We start from the raw sequence: 16,567 nt of genomic DNA, 5'->3' as shown, positions 1-16,567 counted from the left end.
TACTTCGCGCAGGAGCACGACACCCTCGACGACGACGCCACCGTGTGGGAGAACATCCGGCACGCCGCGCCGGACACCGGGGAGCAGGAACTGCGTTCGCTGCTCGGTGCGTTCATGTTCACCGGACCGCAGCTCGAGCAGCCGGCCGGCACCCTGTCCGGCGGTGAGAAGACCCGGCTGGCGTTGGCCGGTCTGGTGTCCTCGGCGGCCAACGTGCTGCTGCTCGACGAGCCGACGAACAACCTCGACCCGATCTCGCGCGAGCAGGTCCTCGACGCGCTGCGCAGCTACAAGGGCGCGGTCGTGCTGGTCACGCACGACCCCGGCGCCGCCGAGGCCCTCAACCCGGAGCGGGTCATCCTGCTGCCCGACGGCACCGAGGACCACTGGTCGCAGGAGTACCTGGAACTGATCCAGCTCGCCTGAGCCGCGCCGCTCGCCGTGACTGTCGGCGAGCATCGTGTGGTTCCAACCCGATTCGCACATCACGGGTCGTCCCCGTCGGCGGGGGACTGGTGACCCGTGGCGCGGTTCCAGCGGGCGCGGTGACGTCGGAGTTCGGTGTCCTTGCGGGCTTTGGCGCGTCGGAGAGCGTCGGCGAGCAACTCGTCGAGGTGGTGGCGGTGATTGATTCGGGGTTGTCGTTCGGGGTCGACGTGGGCGGGTGGGGTCCATTCGGTGCGGCCGGGGTGCTCGGATTCCGGTGGTGCGGTGCGGGTGTGCCAGCCTCCGGGTCCGTCGTGGACGAGGGCGTGGCACCCGTCGCAGGCGAGGTCGAGGTCGGTGATGTCGGTGCGACCGCCTTTGGTCCACTCGGTGAGGTGATGGACGGCGGCCATGGTGGCGGGGGCGTCACATCCGGGTCGGGTGCAGCCCCGCGAGGCCGCGATCAACGCGAGTCGCTGATCCGCACTCGCTAGGCGTTTGGAGCGCCCCAGGTGCAGCGGTCGGCCGTGGTGATCGAAGAGCACGAGGACGGGGTGTGCGCCCTCGAACATGGTGAGGGCGTCGCGGATCGGGACGATGCCGCCGGACGCGGTGGTGGCGACCCCGGTCTCGGATTCGAGTTGGTCGAGCCCGAAGGTGACGATCGCGGTGACGGGCAGCCCGCGGTGAGCCCCGAGGACGCCGGATCCGAGTAGGTGCCGCAGGCCGGTCTTCAGGGCGTCGTGGTTGCGCTGTCCCGCGGTGCGGGTGTCGCGGGCCGCGGCCTTCGCCAGCTGATCGCGATCGAGGCTCGGTGAGTCGGCGTCGCCGGTCGGCGAGTCGGGGTCGTCGGGATTGTTCATCCCGGGCCGGGCGAGTTTCGCCAACAGCGGTTCGAGCAGGGCCCGGGTCTCGGGGTCGATCAGGCCCGAGACGGGTGTCATGAGGTCCGAATCTTGTTTCCCCATCCGGAAGTGGCGTTGGCGGGCGCGGTCCCGGTCGTCGGTGAGGTTGCCGTCGGGGTTGAGGTAGCCGAGCAGTTGTTGGCCGGCGTCGGCGACCGCCCTCGGCGTCGAGTGACGGGCCAACTCCGCCAATATCTGTTCGGCCACGTCTGCTTCGGCGGGGTCGACGCCGTGGGGGATCTTGCGGAGGACGCCCCGGATCTCGTGAACGTGATCGCCGCCGATGGCCCCGTCGCATTGCGCGGCGGCCGTGGCGGGTAGGTCGGGTGGTAGTTCGTCGCCGCCGGCGTTGTGCCAGGTGCCGGTCTTCCTCGCGGCGGCGACCCGACCTGAGGCATCCGCGACAGAGAGGCGCAGGGTCTTGATCAGGAAGTCGTTGATCGATCGGGTGTCGAATGCGCCGGGTAGGGATCGTTCGACGGATTCGACGATCAGTCGGTGTCCGACCGCCGACGCCTTCCGCAGCGACATTTCCAGGCGTTGCAGCGACCGGACGATGTCGGTGTCCGACAGCCCGGACAACCCGTCGTCGAGCAGCCCGTCGACGGCATCGTCCAGGTCAGTCAGGTGATCCGCCACCTGACCGCCCCCTCGAACACCGCCTGTCGAATGCATGTTCGAGTTCTATCGAGGGGTACCGACAGGAAATCGATCGGCATGCCGACCTGTGTCGACGTGGCCGCCCTGACTTCGTGGGCGCGCAGTGTACTAACCTGAAGTGACCGCTAGATGTGGTGTGCGTCACACTCCGGTTTGGAGGTAGTCGATGGCGGAACTCAGGTCTGTGCGAAAGGGCGCCCGAGTCACGGGGGGCGCGCGTGATGTCATGCAGACCGAGTTGCGGGACCGCTACCTGGCCGGCGCCAGTATCCGGACCTTGGCGGAATCGACCGGCCGGTCGTACGGATTCGTGCGGACCCTGCTCACCGAGTCGGGCGTCATGCTTCGCGGTCGTGGTGGCCCGAACCGCCGGAAGTAGTCCGCGCCGACCACGCCCCGTCAGTCCTTGCGCCGCACCGACTCCTCCACGAGATCGAGTACGGCGGAAAGGTTCTCGCCGCCGTGACCCGACGCGATCCGGGCGACCAGTCCGTCCAGGACCAGATCGAGATAGCCGAGCAGGACGTCGGTCGGGAGGTCGTCGCGTAGCCGGCCCGCGGACTTCTGCCGTTCGAGCCGGCTGACGGTCGCCTCGGTCAGCTCGGCACTGTGCTGCGTCCACTTCCGGGCGAACTCGGGATCGGTGCGCAGCCGCCGGGCGATCTCGAGTCGGGTACCGAGCCAGTCGAACTGCTCGGGCTGCGCGAGCATGTCACGCATCACCTGGACGAGGCCCTGCTCGGCGGCGACGTCGGCCATGCGGCGGGCGTCCTCCTGTGCGAGCGCCAGGAAGAGTCCGTCCTTGTCCTTGAAATGGTGGAAGATCGCACCCCGCGAGAGCCCGGTGACCTCCTCCAGTCTGCGCACGGTCGCGCCCTCGTACCCGTACTCGCCGAAGCACCGGCGGGCGCCGTCGAGGATCTGGCTCCGACGAGCGGCGAGGTGGTCCTCACTGACCTTCGGCATCGGCTTCCTCCTTCGTCGGTTCGCCCGTGAGCACTTTCGGCCCACGGCGAGAAATCTCACCTGATACACAAAGCGCTCACGACCACCGATGTCTCATCGTCGCCTTCCGGCGAAAGTGGTCGTGAGCGCTTTGTGTCCGGTCAGGGACCGAAAGTGCTCACAGGCGCGTAGCGCCTACTAGCCCCGGATCATGTTGCGCAGCACGTACTGCAGGATGCCGCCGTTGCGGTAGTAGTCCGCCTCGCCGGGAGTGTCGATGCGCACGACCGCGTCGAACTCGACCTTGCTGCCGTCGCCCTTGGTGGCGGTGACCTTGACCGTCTTCGGGGTGACGCCCTCGTTGAGCTTCTCGATCCCGGTGATGTCGAAGACCTCGGTGCCGTCCAGGCCCAGCGACGCGGCCGACTGGCCGGCCGGGAACTGCAGCGGGACGACGCCCATGCCGATCAGGTTCGAGCGGTGGATGCGCTCGAAGGACTCGACGATGACCGCCTTGACACCGAGCAGGCTGGTGCCCTTCGCCGCCCAGTCGCGGGACGAGCCGGAGCCGTACTCCTTGCCGCCCAGCACGACCAGCGGGATGCCCGCCTTCTGGTAGTTCTGCGAGGCGTCGTAGATGAACGACTGCGGGCCGCCCTCGAGGGTGAAGTCGCGGGTGTAGCCGCCCGAGACGTCGTCGAGGAGCTGGTTGCGCAGGCGGATGTTCGCGAACGTGCCGCGGATCATCACCTCGTGGTTACCGCGCCGCGAACCCAGCGAGTTGTAGTCCTTGCGCTCGACACCGTTGGCGTCGAGGTACTGGGCTGCCGGGGTGCCGGGCTTGATCGGGCCGGCCGGGCTGATGTGGTCGGTGGTGACCGAGTCACCGAGCAGTGCGAGCACGCGGGCGCCCGAGATGTCGGTGACCGGGGTGGTCTCCATCGTCATGCCGTCGAAGTACGGCGCCTTGCGGACGTAGGTCGACTTCTCGTCCCACGCGAAGGTGTCGCCCTCCGGGGTGGCCAGGTTCTGCCAGCGCTCGTCGCCTGCGAAGACCGTGGCGTAGGACTTGCGGAACATGTCCTGGCTGATCGCGGCCTTGATGGTGTCGTCGATCTCCTGCGCGGACGGCCAGATGTCCTTGAGGAAGACGTCGTTGCCGTCCTGGTCCTGACCCAGCGCGTCGGTCTCGAAGTCGAAGTCCATGGTGCCGGCGATGGCGTACGCGATGACCAGCGGCGGGGACGCCAGGTAGTTCATCTTGACGTCGGGGGAGATGCGTCCCTCGAAGTTGCGGTTGCCGGACAGGACCGCGGTGACCGACAGGTCGTTGTCGTTGACCGCCTTGGAGATCTCCTCCGGCAGCGGGCCGGTGTTACCGATACACGTGGTGCAGCCGAAGCCGCCGAGGTAGAAGCCGAGCTTCTCGAGGTACGGCCACAGGCCGGCCTTCTCGTAGTAGTCGGCGACGACCTGCGAACCGGGCGCCATGTTGGTCTTGACCCACGGCTTCGACGCAAGGCCCTTCTCGACCGCGTTGCGGGCGAGCAGCGCCGCGCCGATCATCACCGACGGGTTCGAGGTGTTGGTGCAGGACGTGATGCCCGCGACCGCAACCGCGCCGTGGTCGAGGACGAACTCGCCGCGCTCGGAGGTGACCTTCACCGGCTTGCTGGGGCGGCCGTGCGAACCGTTCGCGGCGGACGGCACCGGGGCGACGTCGTCGGAGGCGGTGCCGGACTCGACCGGGTCGGACGCGGGGAAGGACTCCTCGACGGCCTCGTCCAGCGCGGAGTGCGCGGCGGCGGTGCCGTTGGTGACGTAGGTGGTGATGTCGCGACGGAACGCGGCCTTCGAGTCCGACAGCAGGATGCGGTCCTGCGGGCGCTTCGGGCCGGCGATCGACGGCACGACGGTGCCGAGGTCCAGCTCGAGGTACTCGGAGTAGGCGGGCTCGTGCGCGGCGTCGTGCCACATGCCCTGCTCCTTGGCGTACGCCTCGACGAGCGCGAGCTGCTCGTCGCTGCGGCCGGTCAGGCGCAGGTAGTTGATGGTCTCGCCGTCGATCGGGAAGATCGCTGCGGTGGAACCGAATTCGGGGCTCATGTTGCCCAGGGTGGCGCGGTTGGCGAGGGGGACCTCGGCCACACCGGCGCCGTAGAACTCGACGAACTTGCCGACCACGCCGTGCTTGCGCAGCATGTCGGTGACGGTGAGCACGACGTCGGTCGCGGTGACGCCGGGCTGGATCTCACCGGTCAGCTTGAAGCCGACGACGCGGGGGATGAGCATGGAGACCGGCTGGCCGAGCATGGCGGCCTCGGCCTCGATGCCGCCGACGCCCCAGCCGAGCACGCCGAGGCCGTTGACCATCGTGGTGTGCGAGTCGGTGCCGACGCAGGTGTCGGGGTACGCCTGGCCGTTGCGGGTCATGACGGTGGGCGCGAGGTACTCGATGTTGACCTGGTGCACGATGCCCATGCCCGGGGGGACGACCTTGAAGTCGTCGAACGCGCCCTGGCCCCACCGCAGGAACTGGTAACGCTCGCCGTTGCGCTGGTACTCGAGGTCGACGTTGCGCTCGAGGGCGTCGGCCTGGCCGAAGACGTCGAGAATGACCGAGTGGTCGATGACCATGTCGGCGGGGGAGAGCGGGTTGACCTTGTTCGGGTCGCCGCCGAGGGTGGCGACGGCCTCACGCATGGTGGCCAGGTCGACCACGCAGGGCACGCCTGTGAAGTCCTGCATGATCACGCGGGCGGGGGTGAACTGGATCTCGACGCTCGGCTCGGCCGACGGATCCCAGCTCGCGATGGCGCGGATGTGGTCGGCGGTGATGTTCGCGCCGTCCTCGGTGCGCAGGAGGTTCTCGGCGAGAACCTTGAGGGCGTACGGCAGCTTCTCGGTGCCGGGAACGGCCGAGAGTCGGAAGATCTCGTAGGAGTTGTCTCCGACCTCGAGGTTTCCCTTGGCGCCGAATGAATCAATACTGGTGCTCACGTCAGCTCCACTCGTCTTTGAGGTGCGCCGTCGACGGGGCTGTGCCGACGGCTGAAGCGAGGCTCGTCGGGGCGAACGGGCAGCGGACGAACCAGGAACCTGGTGGAGTCGACCGGTCGCTCCGAAAGCATCTCGCGGCAAGTCTAACAGTACGCTTGTCCTGTGAAGCTCTCGGGGCGGATTGCCGCCCCTCGGGTTTCACCCGGTGCGCACACCGGTCGATCCTCGCCGAGACGGGCTCGGTCCGCAACGCGTGGAACTGCGGTCCCGGTCGCGCGAGTGGTGTCACGTAATGTGCGGGGCGATTGTCCGATAGTCACCGCAGTGCTCGATGCAGAGGGCGCCCGTCGCCCTGTCACCTAGACCGATCCGGATGAAAGATGCCTGCTGCCTTCATCGCGTTCCGCCCGGCTCACGCCGACATCCCGCCCGAGGTGAACATCGACACTGTCGTCGCCGACCTCTCCGACGACGGAGTGTCTGCGCCCGCCGCGGACGTGCCGGGACTCGTGGCCGTCGTCGATCGTGCGCGTGAGGACGGCATCAAGCTCTCCGTGGTCGTGCTGAAGGACAATCCCGGCCGGGACTCGCAACTGCGCGATGTCGCCACGGAGGTCGGCAAGCACGAGGGCGGCACCGTCCTGGTGCTGAGTCCGAACTGGGTCGGCACCTACAGCGACGCGCTCAGCCGCGTTTCCGTCGAGGACGCTCAGGACAAGGCGTACACCGGCAACGCGGTCGATTCCGCGAACCAGTTCCTCGACGAGATCGTGCGTCCGGAGGCGCCGTACGGGTTGATAACGGTCGGCCTGGTGGTGATCGTCGGCGGCGCCGCCGCGGCCACGTGGTTCGTCCGTTCGCGTCGCACCGAGAGCAACCGCGAGTCCTGATCACGGCGGCACGGGTGTGCCGGTCGCCGGGCGGTCGACCGCCCGGCGAAATACCGACTCGATAAACATCTTTTGCCCGACGGGCGTGTGCACTGGCCTTTCCCGACCCAGCGCTGTAATTACCGTGTTGTTCTTTGTGACTGGAGTTTCGTTAGTGGGCAAAGTGTCGTACGGTGCCATTGGCACTTTTTGGGGAAGAAGTGTCGCTATGGGCAGTGTGACCATGGAAGTGACGCACGGTCCGCGGTGCTCGCGGTGAATTCCACGCGGGCGTCGAAGCACGCACGCCTTCCCCTGACGGGCGCAACCACGCGGGAGGTGCAGCCGGGCTCGAGCACAGCACAGGGCTCAGTTGCACGGCCGGTTTCGGTGTGGTGGCAGAACCGAGGGAGACACTTGTGAGGCCAGGGGCACCGCGCGGAACTCACCGCCGCGGGTTCTCACGCGCGAGAACCCGCAGCGCACAACTACTCGTCGGCCTCGCGGTCGCGACGTCCCTCGTCGCCGGCACGCCCGGGCTCTCGTCCGCGGTCCCGCCGCCACCACCGAACCCCAGCGACGCCGACCTCCAGCAGGCCACCGCGGGCGTGGACTCGCGACTCGGTCAGGTCGGCGCCCTCGTCAACGCGGTCGCCGAAGCGGATCAGCAGCTCGCCGCGCTCGACGACGCCGTGGCGATCAAGCGTGAGGGCGTCAACAAGGCCCTCGTCGACCTGCAGAATGCGCGCGACATCGCGGGCGCGGCGGCCGGCGCGGTCGGGAGCACCCTGCAGGCGCTGCGCGACGCCGGCGCCCAGATCGAACTGGCACAGACGAAGTTCGACGAGTTCGCGGCGAACACCTACCGGCAGGGCACCGGCGTCGCCTCGTTCGCCTCGTTCCTCGGGTCTCAGGGACCGAGCGACGTGCTCGACCGCGCACAGCTGATGAAACTGCTTGCCACCAACCGCAGTTCCGTACTCGACGGCCTGCAGCGCGCCCGGACGGCGGAGGCGAACAAGAACTCCGCGGCCCGGCAGGCGAAGCAGCAGGCGGACGACGCGGCGTCGGCGGCCGAGTCTCGAAAAGCCGACGCGGAGAACGCCATCCAGGTCGCACGCGCCGCGCTGGCCGAACAGGCAGGCAAGAAGGCTCAGGTGGAGGGGCAGAAGGCGGCGGCCGAGGCCGCGCTCGCGGCAGCCCGCGACAACGTCTCCGGCCTGCAGAGTCAGCGTCAGGCCTTCGTCAACTGGGACACCCAGCGCGCCGCCGAAGCGGCCGCGGCGGCCGCCGCGGCGGAGGCCGCGAAGCAGGCCGCAGCACAGGCGGCCGCCCGGGTCGCAGCGAACCAGGCGGCGGCCGAACGCGCCCGCCAGCTCGCCGAGGGGCAACGCTCGCACACCCAGATAGAGGACGACCCCGACAGCGATCAGCCGGGCACGACCACGTCGGGTGACCAGTCCGGGACCGGTACCTCGGGGACGGGGACGTCGGGCACGGACGAGTCCGACAGCGACCAGTCCGACAGCGACACGCCGACGACGAAGCCCAGCACGCCGCCGACCTCCAAGCCGACGACCAAGCCCAAACCGAAGCCGAAGCCGTCGGTCACCGGCAGTGCCGCAGTGGAGACGGTCATCGACCGCGGCATGTCCCAGCTCGGCGTCACGTACGCCTGGGGCGGCGGCGACGAGAACGGCCCGACCCTCGGTATCCGGGACGGCGGCGTGGCCGACAGCTTCGGTGACTACAAGAAGGTCGGGTTCGACTGCTCGGGCCTGATGATCTACGCCTTCGCGGGGATCGGCGTCTCGCTGCCGCACTACACCGGCTATCAGTACACGGCCGGCGAGCAGATACCGAGCGCCCAGATGAAACGCGGAGACATGATCTTCTACGGGCCCAATGCCAGTCAGCACGTGGCGCTGTACCTTGGCAACGGGGAGATGTTGGAGGCGCCGGAATCCGGCTCCAAGGTCAAGGTCTCGCCGCTGCGCTGGGGTGGCATGACTCCCTACGTGGTCCGAATGGTTTCCTGACCCACCTGCTCCCGAGCCGGGAGCGCGGACCGGGTCGGGAGTGGTCGAAGTGAAAGCGGTGGATTCTTGGTGACGTCAGCGGACGGGGCCGGCGGCGCGTCGAATGCGCAGCACGGGGTCGAGTCGGATGTGCAGCTCCTCGAGAAGGTGATCTACGAGGTCAAGCGGGTCATCGTCGGGCAGGACCGGCTGGTCGAACGCATCCTCGTCGGGCTGCTCGCCAAGGGGCACGTGCTGCTCGAGGGCGTGCCGGGCGTCGCCAAGACGCTGGCCGTCGAGACGTTCGCGACCGTGGTCGGCGGATCCTTCTCGCGCGTCCAGTTCACTCCCGACCTGGTCCCCACCGACCTGGTCGGTACCCGGATCTATCGGCAGGGTCGCGAGGAGTTCGACACCGAACTCGGGCCCGTCGTGGCGAACTTCGTGCTCGCCGACGAGATCAACCGGGCCCCCGCCAAGGTCCAGTCCGCACTGCTCGAGGTGATGGCCGAGCGGCACGTGACCATCGGCGGCAAGACCTTCCCGATGCCCGAACCGTTCCTGGTGATGGCCACCCAGAACCCGATCGAGAACGAGGGCGTCTACCCGCTGCCCGAGGCGCAGCGCGACCGTTTCCTCTTCAAGATCCTCGTCGACTACCCGACGGTCGAGGAGGAGCGCGAGATCGTCTACCGGATGGGTGTGGCCGCCCCCGAGCCCCGCGAGGTGCTCGGCTCGGACGACCTGATCCGGCTGCAGAAGGCGGCGAGCGGGGTGTTCGTGCACCACGCACTGGTCGACTATGTCGTGCGAGTCATCGCGGCCACCCGCACGCCGGCCGACCTCGGGCTGACCGACGTCGCGGGCTGGATCTCCTACGGCGCCTCGCCGCGCGCCACCCTCGGCATCATCTCGGCCTCGCGGGCGCTCGCACTGCTGCGCGGTCGCGACTACGTGGTCCCCCAGGACGTGCTCGAGGTGATTCCGGATGTGCTCCGGCACCGCCTCGTGCTGTCCTACGACGCGCTGGCGGACGAGGTCTCGCCGGACGACGTGATCACCAAGGTGCTGCAGACGGTCGGCCTGCCCCAGGTCGCCGCGCAACCGGTCGCGCCGACGATGCCGGTGCCGCCCGCGTCCGTGCAGCCCGCGGCAGTGGGTGGCGCGCAGCGGTGACGAGCCGGTCGGGTGGCAACACGACGCTGCCCTCGTTCCGTGCCGGGGAGCTCCGCGACGCCGAACTCACCGCGGCCTTGCGGACGCTCGAGCTGACCGTTCGCCGGCGCCTGGACGGAGTCCTGCACGGCGAGCACCTGGGCCTGATTCCCGGACCCGGTACCGAACCGGGTGACGCCCGGGAGTACCAGCCCGGCGACGACGTGCGCCAGATGGACTGGTCGGTCACCGCGCGTACGACCCACCCGCACGTGCGCCAGTCGGTCGCCGACCGCGAACTCGAGACGTGGCTGGTGATCGACCTGTCCGCGAGCCTCGATTTCGGCACGGTCGGCGCCGAGAAGCGGGACCTCGCGGTGGCCGCTGCCGCCGCGGTCGCGCACCTGACCAGCGGTGGCGGCAACCGGATCGGGGCGATCGTGGCGACCGGTGAGCGCACGGTGCGGATCCCGGCGCGCGGTGGCAGGCTGCACGCGCACGCCATGCTCCGCACCATCGCGTCCACACCGCACGCGCCGGACGGGGTCCGCGGCGACCTGCGCGGCGCGATCGAGTCCCTGCGCCGCCCGCAGCGGCGCCGCGGGCTCGCGGTGGTCGTCAGCGATTTCCTCGGACCGATCGACTGGGAACGCTCCCTGCGCGCGCTCTCGGGCCGACACGATCTGCTCGGTGTCGAGGTGCTCGATCCGCGGGATCTCGAACTGCCCGATCTCGGTGAGGTGGTCCTGCACGACCCCGAGACCGGGCGCACCCGGGAGTTCCACACCTCCCCGCAGCTGCGGGCGGACTTCGCGGCCGCGGCGTCGGCCCACCGCGTGGCGGTCGAGCAGACGCTGCGCGGATGCGGCGCACCGGTACTGAGCCTGCGCACCGACCGGGACTGGATCGCCGACGTCGTTCGCTTCGTGGCGGCTCGCAGACACAGTTATGGTGCTCGGGTGAATCGAGCGCCCCGGAAGTGAGTCCGATCGAATTCGCGTCACCCTGGTGGATGGCGTTCCTTCTCGTGGTGGCCGCGCTCGCGGTCGGCTACGTGCTCGTCCAGCGGGGACGGCGCAAGCGGGTGCTGCGGTTCTCGAACCTCGAGCTACTCGAGAAGGTCGCCCCGGCGCGGCAGAGTCCGTTGCGGCACGTGCCGACCGCACTGGTGCTGTGCGGGTTGCTGCTGCTCACCGTCGCGCTGGCGGGCCCGACCTCCGACAAGCGGGTACCGCGCAACCGCGCGACCGTGATGCTCGTGATCGACGTGTCGCTGTCGATGAAGTCGACCGACGTCAAGCCGACCAGGCTGGCCGCGGCGCAAGAGGCGGCGAAGGCGTTCGCCGACGGGCTGACGCCGGGCATCAACCTCGGTCTCGTCGCTTTCGCGGGCACCGCCTCGGTGCTGGTCTCGCCGACCACCAACCGTGAGGAGACCAAGGCCGCGATCGACCACCTCACCCTCGCCGAGCGGACCGCGACGGGCGAGGCGATCTTCACCTCGTTGCAGTCGATCGAGACCCTCGGTGCGGTGCTCGGCGGCGGCGACCAGGTGCCGCCCGCGCGCATCGTGCTGCTCTCGGACGGCAAGCAGACCGTCCCCAATTTCCCCGACGACCCGCGTGGCGGCTACACGGCGGCGGAGCAGGCGAAGGCGAAAGGTGTGCCGATCTCGACGATCTCGTTCGGCACGTCGTACGGCACGGTCGACATCGGCGACGAGCGGATCGGGGTTCCGGTGGACGATCCGTCGTTACGGGAGATCGCGAGGCTCTCGGGCGGTACCTTCTTCACGGCGTCGAGTCTCGAGGAACTGCGCGACGTGTACGACACCCTCGAGGAGCAGATCGGTTTCGAGACCGTTCGCGGCGATGCCAGCCGTGTGTGGCTGGTGCTCGGGGTACTGTGCACCGCCGCCGGTTTCGGGATGGCCCTGCTGCTGCGACAACGACTCCCGTGAGCTGGTGGCCGCGGCCACGTCCAGCTCCGACCCCCATCCGTCAGACGAACACGAACAGATAGGTTGATCGAATGTCGAACCCCTCCACCCCGTCCCGTTCCGTGCTGGTGACCGGAGGCAACCGCGGCATCGGCCTCGCGGTGGCCCAGCGTCTCGCCGCGGACGGTCACAAGGTGGCCGTCACCCACCGCGGGTCCGGGGTTCCCGAGGGCCTGTTCGGGGTGAAGTGCGATGTCACCGACGCGGAGTCGGTGGACCGGGCGTTCTCCGAGGTCGAGGCGCACCAGGGCCCGGTCGAGGTACTGGTCGCGAACGCGGGCATCACCGACGACACGCTGCTCATGCGGATGACCGAGGAGCAGTTCACGAACGTCGTCGACGCCAACCTGACCGGCGCCTTCCGCTGCGCCAAGCGGGCCAACCGGGGAATGCTGCGGGCGCGCTGGGGCCGGATGATCTTCCTCGGTTCGGTGGTGGGCATGGCCGGTCAGGCCGGGCAGATCAACTACGCCGCCTCCAAGGCCGGGATCATCGGTCTGGCGCGCTCGGTGACCCGTGAGCTGGGGTCGCGGTCGATCACGGCGAACGTCGTCGCACCCGGCTTCATCGAGACCGACATGACCGCCGACCTGCCGGAGGACATGAAGGAGATGGCGAAGAAGTTCATCCCGCTGCAGCGCGTGGGCAAGGCCGAGGACGTCGCCGCCGTCGTCAGCTTCCTCGCCTCCGAGGACTCCGCGTACGTGTCGGGCGCGGTGATCCCCGTCGACGGCGGCATGGGCATGGGCCACTAGGTCCGCTCGAAACTTCACCCACACACAGACTTTCACCACAGGAGAAGCACTATGGGCGGACTGCTCGAAGGTAAGACCATTCTCGTCACCGGCATCATCACGGACTCGTCGATCGCGTTTCACGTCGCGAAGGTGGCGCAGGAGCAGGGCGCGAAGGTCGTCATCACCGGCTTCGACCGGCTGCGCTTGATCGATCGGATCGCGCAGCGGCTGCCGCAGCCGGTGCCGCCGGCGATCTCGCTCAACGTCCAGGACGAGGAGCACCTCGCGACCCTGGCCGACCGGGTGCGTGAACTCGCACCCGAGGGCATCGACGGCGTCGTGCACTCGATTGCGTTCTCGCCGCGTTCGGGCCTCGGTGCCCCCTTCCTCGACGCGCCGTGGTCCGATATCTCGACCGCACTCGAGGTCTCGGCCTATTCGTACGCCTCGCTCGCCAAGGCGCTACTCCCGGTCCTCAACGACAACGCCTCCATCGTCGGTATGGACTTCGACCCGTCGCGGGCTATGCCGTTCTACAACTGGATGGGTGTCTCCAAGGCGACCCTCGAGGCCGTGAACCGCTACGTGGCCAAGGAGGTCGGCGAGCGCGGCATCCGATCGAACCTCGTCGCGGCGGGTCCCATCAAGACCCTCGCAGCCAAGGCGATCGCCGGCGACAGCACCGGACCGGGTGCCGAGCTCGACAAGCTGAACACCGGCTGGGACAACGTCGCCCCGATTGGCTGGAACGTCGACGACCCGAGCCCCGTCGCCAAGAGCGTGTGCACGGTGCTTTCCGACTGGCTGCCGGGTACCACCGCGTCGATCATCTATGTCGACGGCGGCTTCCACGCCATGGCGGGCTAGGCCGGACTCGCCACCGACATGACCGCGTATGACGCCCTGCTGCTGCTCTCCTTCGGCGGACCCGAACAACCCGCCGACGTCCGCCCGTTCCTGGAGAACGTGACCAGGGGCAGGGGAGTGCCGCCGGAGCGCCTCGACGCGGTCGTCGAGCACTACCTGCACTTCGGTGGCGTCTCGCCGATCAATGCGCTCAACCGCGACATCATCACCGCGGTGCAGGCCGAGTTCGCCACCGCCGGAATCGAATTGCCGGTGTACTTCGGCAATCGGAACTGGCACCCGATGGTCGAGGACACCGTCGCTCGCATGCGCGACGACGGTGTCCGCTCGGCGCTGGTGTTCCCGACGTCCGCCTGGGGCGGGTACTCGGGCTGCCGGCAGTACCACGAGGACGTGGCCCGGGCTCGCGCGGCGGTGGGCGATTGCGCGCCGACGTTGGTGAAGCTGCGGCAGTACTACGACCATCCGCTGCTGATCGCGGCGTTCGCGGACGCGATCGTCGCCACGCGCGGCCGACTTCCCGAGGACCAGCGGGCGAACGTCCGGCTCGTGTTCACTGCGCACTCGGTGCCGGTGTCCGCCGATGCGTCGGCGGGACCGCCGGCCGACGGCGGCCGACTCTACAGCCGGCAGGTGGCCGAGGCCGCCCGGCTGTGCGCGGAGGCCGTCGGGGTGGGCGACTACGACCTGGTCTGGCAGTCCCGGTCGGGTCCGCCGCAGGTGCCGTGGCTCGAGCCGGACATCTGCGACCACCTCGACGCGCTGGCGGCGTCCGGTACCGAGGCGGTCCTGGTGTGTCCGGTGGGGTTCGTCTCCGATCACCTCGAGGTCATCTGGGACCTCGACACCGAGGCCAGGGACCGGGCGGCCGAGCTCGGCCTCGGATACGTGCGGGTCGGCACACCGGGAACGGATCCGCGCTTCGCGCAGCTGATCTCGGCCCTGGTCGGTGAGCAGACACGGGGCGAGCCGGCACGCCGTCTGGGGTCCGAGCCGCTCTACGGTGCCGGGGTCGACGGCGCGCTGTGCGCCACGCGGTGCTGCGAGCCGGTCGGGCGTCCCGGGCGCTGACGCCCGCGCGGAACACTGGTGCAGGACGCGTCTCCCACCTGGCCAGCTTCCTGCCCGGGCCGACCGGAACCACGGTTGTCGAATCGTACGAGGTGGTCGCACCGATCACCATGGTCGGTTGGTTCTTCATCGGTGTGGTGTTCGGCGAGAAGGACCAGGCGACAAAGCTGCACAGCGGGATGCAGGAAACGCTGCACCGGCTGGCGGCTGCGGCCGTGGCGAACGAATCTCGCAAGTATCTATCCGATTAGGTCTGGCCCCGGCGCCGTTCGGATGCGACGATAGTCTCATCGTCGGTGCGTGTGCGCACCGCGGGAGGTAGTCATGTTCCGTCGCACCCTCACAGCGGCCTGTTGCGCGGTCGCCGCCCTCACCGTGGCCCTTGGTGCCGCGCCCGCGGCGTTCGCCGCCGCATCGCAGACCTACTTCAGCAACCCGACCGACGATCCGAAGCAGCAGGCATTCTGCAACGATCAGGCCGCGCTCGCCAACAACCTGGTGGCCAAGGGCGACCAGACCCGGGCCGACCAGGTCGTGTCCACCGCCAACATGAGCGGCTGCCGGATCTACACCTTCCAGTCGCCGCAGCCCGGCAAGTAGGCGCGCTACATCGTCCAGGCGAACCGGAACCGCTCCGCGACCTCCGCAGGAGGGGTGCGGCCGTACTCGCTCAGCTCGTACCCTTTCACCGCGAGCAGGGCCTCGAGCAGGAGCGGTTCGAACAGTTCGCCGGCCAGCCGCGAGGTCCGCAGTCGATCGAGCAGCTCCGCGGGCAGACTCGGGAGCAGTGCGACGCCGGTGGCGCTGCGCTCCTCCTCGGACAACTGTGCCGGGTTGACCGCGACCTCGGGTGGCAGCGGCAGTGCGGCCCCGATCCCGGCGAGCGCGGCCCCGAGGATCGTCGCGCCCGCGAGATACGGGTTCGCGGACCCGTCGATCGGTTTGACCTCGAGGTGCGCGCCGCGCGGGTTGCCGGGAGTGTCCGCGCACAGCCGGACCGCGGCCTCTCGGTTCTCGAGTCCCCAGCAGGCGTAGGCGCCGCCCCAGGTGTTCGGTTGCAGTCGCAGGTGCGAGAGTGCGGACCCGGCCAGCACCAGCACGAAGTCCGGGAGGGCGGCGAGGATCCCGGCGACCGCTCGGGCGCCCGTCCCGGTCAGTCCGTGTGGTCCGTCTCCGCCGGAGAACATCGGCACGTCACCGCGGTGCAGGGAGAGATGGTGATGAGCCCCGTTGCCTGCGCCGTCGGCAAGGGGGACCGGCGCGAACGAGGCTCGGAGGTCGTGGGCGCGGGCGGTCCGGCTGACGAGTATCCGCGCGAGGACGGCGTTGTCGGCGGCGGCCACCGGATCGGCGGGGCCGAGCGAGATCTCGAACTGGCCCTGCCCGTACTCGGCGTGGACCTGCTCCACGGTCAGGCCGGCAGTCGTCGCGGCGTCGAGCAGGTCCCGCACGAAACGGTCCTGGCGGAGGGCGGCGTTCAATCCGTAGGCCGACCATTCGTGCGGCGAGGCTGCGTCGAAGAGGGTGAACTCGACCTCGTGACCGATCCGGGCCGTGAGGCCGGCGTCGAGCAGTCGCTCGGCGGCACGGCGGAGGGTTCGTCGCGGGCAGACCGGCCACGGCTGTCCGTCCTGGTCGAAAAGATCTGCCGGCGCCCAGTACGTTCCGGCGCCGAGGTCCCGCAGGTCGGTGCGGTCGATCCGCAATCGCAGGTCCCCGACCACGGACAGTGTCGGTGTGAAGGCGATGTGGTTGTCCACGCAGAAGACGTTCCAGCACGGCGATGCCCCCGCTCCGGCCTCCTCGAACGTCGACAGTCGCGCGACCGGCATGATCTTCGCCCGGGAGATGCCCGCCATGTCCACGACCGAGCCGACGACCGTGCCGTGCGGGTCGAGTTCGCCGGGTGACGGCG

The 16,567-nt window shown here is 69.2% G+C and carries 16 protein-coding genes; 12 read left to right on the top strand and 4 right to left on the bottom strand.

The window, feature by feature from the left end; all coding sequences use genetic code 11:
• Positions 1-426: ATP-binding cassette domain-containing protein (locus ACFVH2_RS22060; RefSeq protein WP_378428709.1), on the top strand; the 426-nt coding region annotated here is incomplete at its 5' end.
• A gap of 59 nt (positions 427-485) precedes the next feature.
• Here the strand turns inward: ACFVH2_RS22060 and ACFVH2_RS22055 are convergent.
• Positions 486-2,006, bottom strand: a complete 1,521-nt coding sequence (locus tag ACFVH2_RS22055; protein ID WP_378428225.1) for a DUF222 domain-containing protein — start codon at positions 2,004-2,006, stop codon at positions 486-488.
• Positions 2,007-2,157: 151 nt separating this feature from the next.
• Between ACFVH2_RS22055 and ACFVH2_RS22050 the strand changes: the two genes are divergently transcribed.
• Positions 2,158-2,370: a helix-turn-helix domain-containing protein gene (locus ACFVH2_RS22050; RefSeq protein WP_378428227.1), complete on the top strand. Its 213-nt coding sequence runs from the start codon at positions 2,158-2,160 to the stop codon at positions 2,368-2,370.
• 20 nt (positions 2,371-2,390) lie between these two features.
• On the opposite strand, the gene ACFVH2_RS22045 is transcribed toward ACFVH2_RS22050, so the two are convergent.
• Complete coding sequence (locus tag ACFVH2_RS22045) at positions 2,391-2,957, bottom strand: TetR/AcrR family transcriptional regulator (protein ID WP_378428229.1); 567 nt, start codon at positions 2,955-2,957, stop codon at positions 2,391-2,393.
• Positions 2,958-3,134: 177 nt separating this feature from the next.
• A complete protein-coding gene (gene acnA, locus ACFVH2_RS22040) occupies positions 3,135-5,936 on the bottom strand; it encodes an aconitate hydratase AcnA (protein WP_378428231.1) in 2,802 nt (933 codons plus the stop codon).
• A 380-nt stretch (positions 5,937-6,316) separates the two neighbouring features.
• On the opposite strand from acnA, the gene ACFVH2_RS22035 reads away from it, so the two are divergent.
• The 10 genes from ACFVH2_RS22035 to ACFVH2_RS21990 all read left to right on the top strand — a co-directional run bounded on the left by ACFVH2_RS22035 (position 6,317) and on the right by ACFVH2_RS21990 (position 15,252).
• The gene (locus ACFVH2_RS22035; RefSeq protein ID WP_378428233.1) at positions 6,317-6,826 is read left to right on the top strand and encodes a DUF6676 family protein; all 510 of its coding nucleotides are present in this window, start codon (positions 6,317-6,319) and stop codon (positions 6,824-6,826) included.
• A gap of 398 nt (positions 6,827-7,224) precedes the next feature.
• Positions 7,225-8,844: an NlpC/P60 family protein gene (locus tag ACFVH2_RS22030; protein WP_378428235.1), complete on the top strand. Its 1,620-nt coding sequence runs from the start codon at positions 7,225-7,227 to the stop codon at positions 8,842-8,844.
• A gap of 69 nt (positions 8,845-8,913) precedes the next feature.
• Entirely contained in the window at positions 8,914-9,999 is a 1,086-nt protein-coding gene (locus tag ACFVH2_RS22025) for an AAA family ATPase (protein ID WP_378428237.1), read from the top strand.
• Entirely contained in the window at positions 9,996-10,961 is a 966-nt protein-coding gene (locus ACFVH2_RS22020; RefSeq protein WP_378428239.1) for a DUF58 domain-containing protein, read from the top strand. The genes ACFVH2_RS22025 and ACFVH2_RS22020 overlap by 4 nt, the downstream gene beginning before the upstream one ends.
• Complete coding sequence (locus ACFVH2_RS22015; protein ID WP_378428240.1) at positions 10,958-11,938, top strand: VWA domain-containing protein; 981 nt, start codon at positions 10,958-10,960, stop codon at positions 11,936-11,938. The genes ACFVH2_RS22020 and ACFVH2_RS22015 overlap by 4 nt, the downstream gene beginning before the upstream one ends.
• Before the next feature lie 71 nt (positions 11,939-12,009).
• The gene (gene fabG1 / locus ACFVH2_RS22010; protein WP_378428241.1) at positions 12,010-12,732 is read left to right on the top strand and encodes a 3-oxoacyl-ACP reductase FabG1; all 723 of its coding nucleotides are present in this window, start codon (positions 12,010-12,012) and stop codon (positions 12,730-12,732) included.
• A 51-nt stretch (positions 12,733-12,783) separates the two neighbouring features.
• Complete coding sequence (gene inhA, locus ACFVH2_RS22005) at positions 12,784-13,581, top strand: NADH-dependent enoyl-ACP reductase InhA (RefSeq protein WP_378428243.1); 798 nt, start codon at positions 12,784-12,786, stop codon at positions 13,579-13,581.
• An 18-nt stretch (positions 13,582-13,599) separates the two neighbouring features.
• Positions 13,600-14,652, top strand: coding sequence for a ferrochelatase (locus ACFVH2_RS22000; protein ID WP_378428245.1), 1,053 nt, complete (start codon positions 13,600-13,602; stop codon positions 14,650-14,652).
• A gap of 92 nt (positions 14,653-14,744) precedes the next feature.
• The gene (locus ACFVH2_RS21995) at positions 14,745-14,903 is read left to right on the top strand and encodes a hypothetical protein (protein ID WP_378428247.1); all 159 of its coding nucleotides are present in this window, start codon (positions 14,745-14,747) and stop codon (positions 14,901-14,903) included.
• A 73-nt stretch (positions 14,904-14,976) separates the two neighbouring features.
• Positions 14,977-15,252, top strand: a complete 276-nt coding sequence (locus ACFVH2_RS21990) for a hypothetical protein (RefSeq protein ID WP_378428248.1) — start codon at positions 14,977-14,979, stop codon at positions 15,250-15,252.
• Between the two features lie 5 nt (positions 15,253-15,257).
• Here ACFVH2_RS21990 and ACFVH2_RS21985 read toward each other — a convergent pair whose 3' ends face one another.
• Positions 15,258-16,511 carry a glutamine synthetase gene (locus ACFVH2_RS21985; RefSeq protein ID WP_378428283.1) on the bottom strand — a complete coding sequence of 418 codons (1,254 nt, stop codon included), beginning with the start codon at positions 16,509-16,511 and terminating at the stop codon, positions 15,258-15,260.
• Between the last annotated feature and the right edge of the window lie 56 nt (positions 16,512-16,567).

The organism is Rhodococcus sp. NPDC127527, from assembly GCF_042672245.1.
Taxonomy (GTDB): Bacteria; Actinomycetota; Actinomycetes; order Mycobacteriales; family Mycobacteriaceae; genus Rhodococcus_G.
The sequence above is the reverse complement of the archived record's forward strand: the minus strand, read 5'-3'. Positions and strand labels throughout refer to the sequence as shown.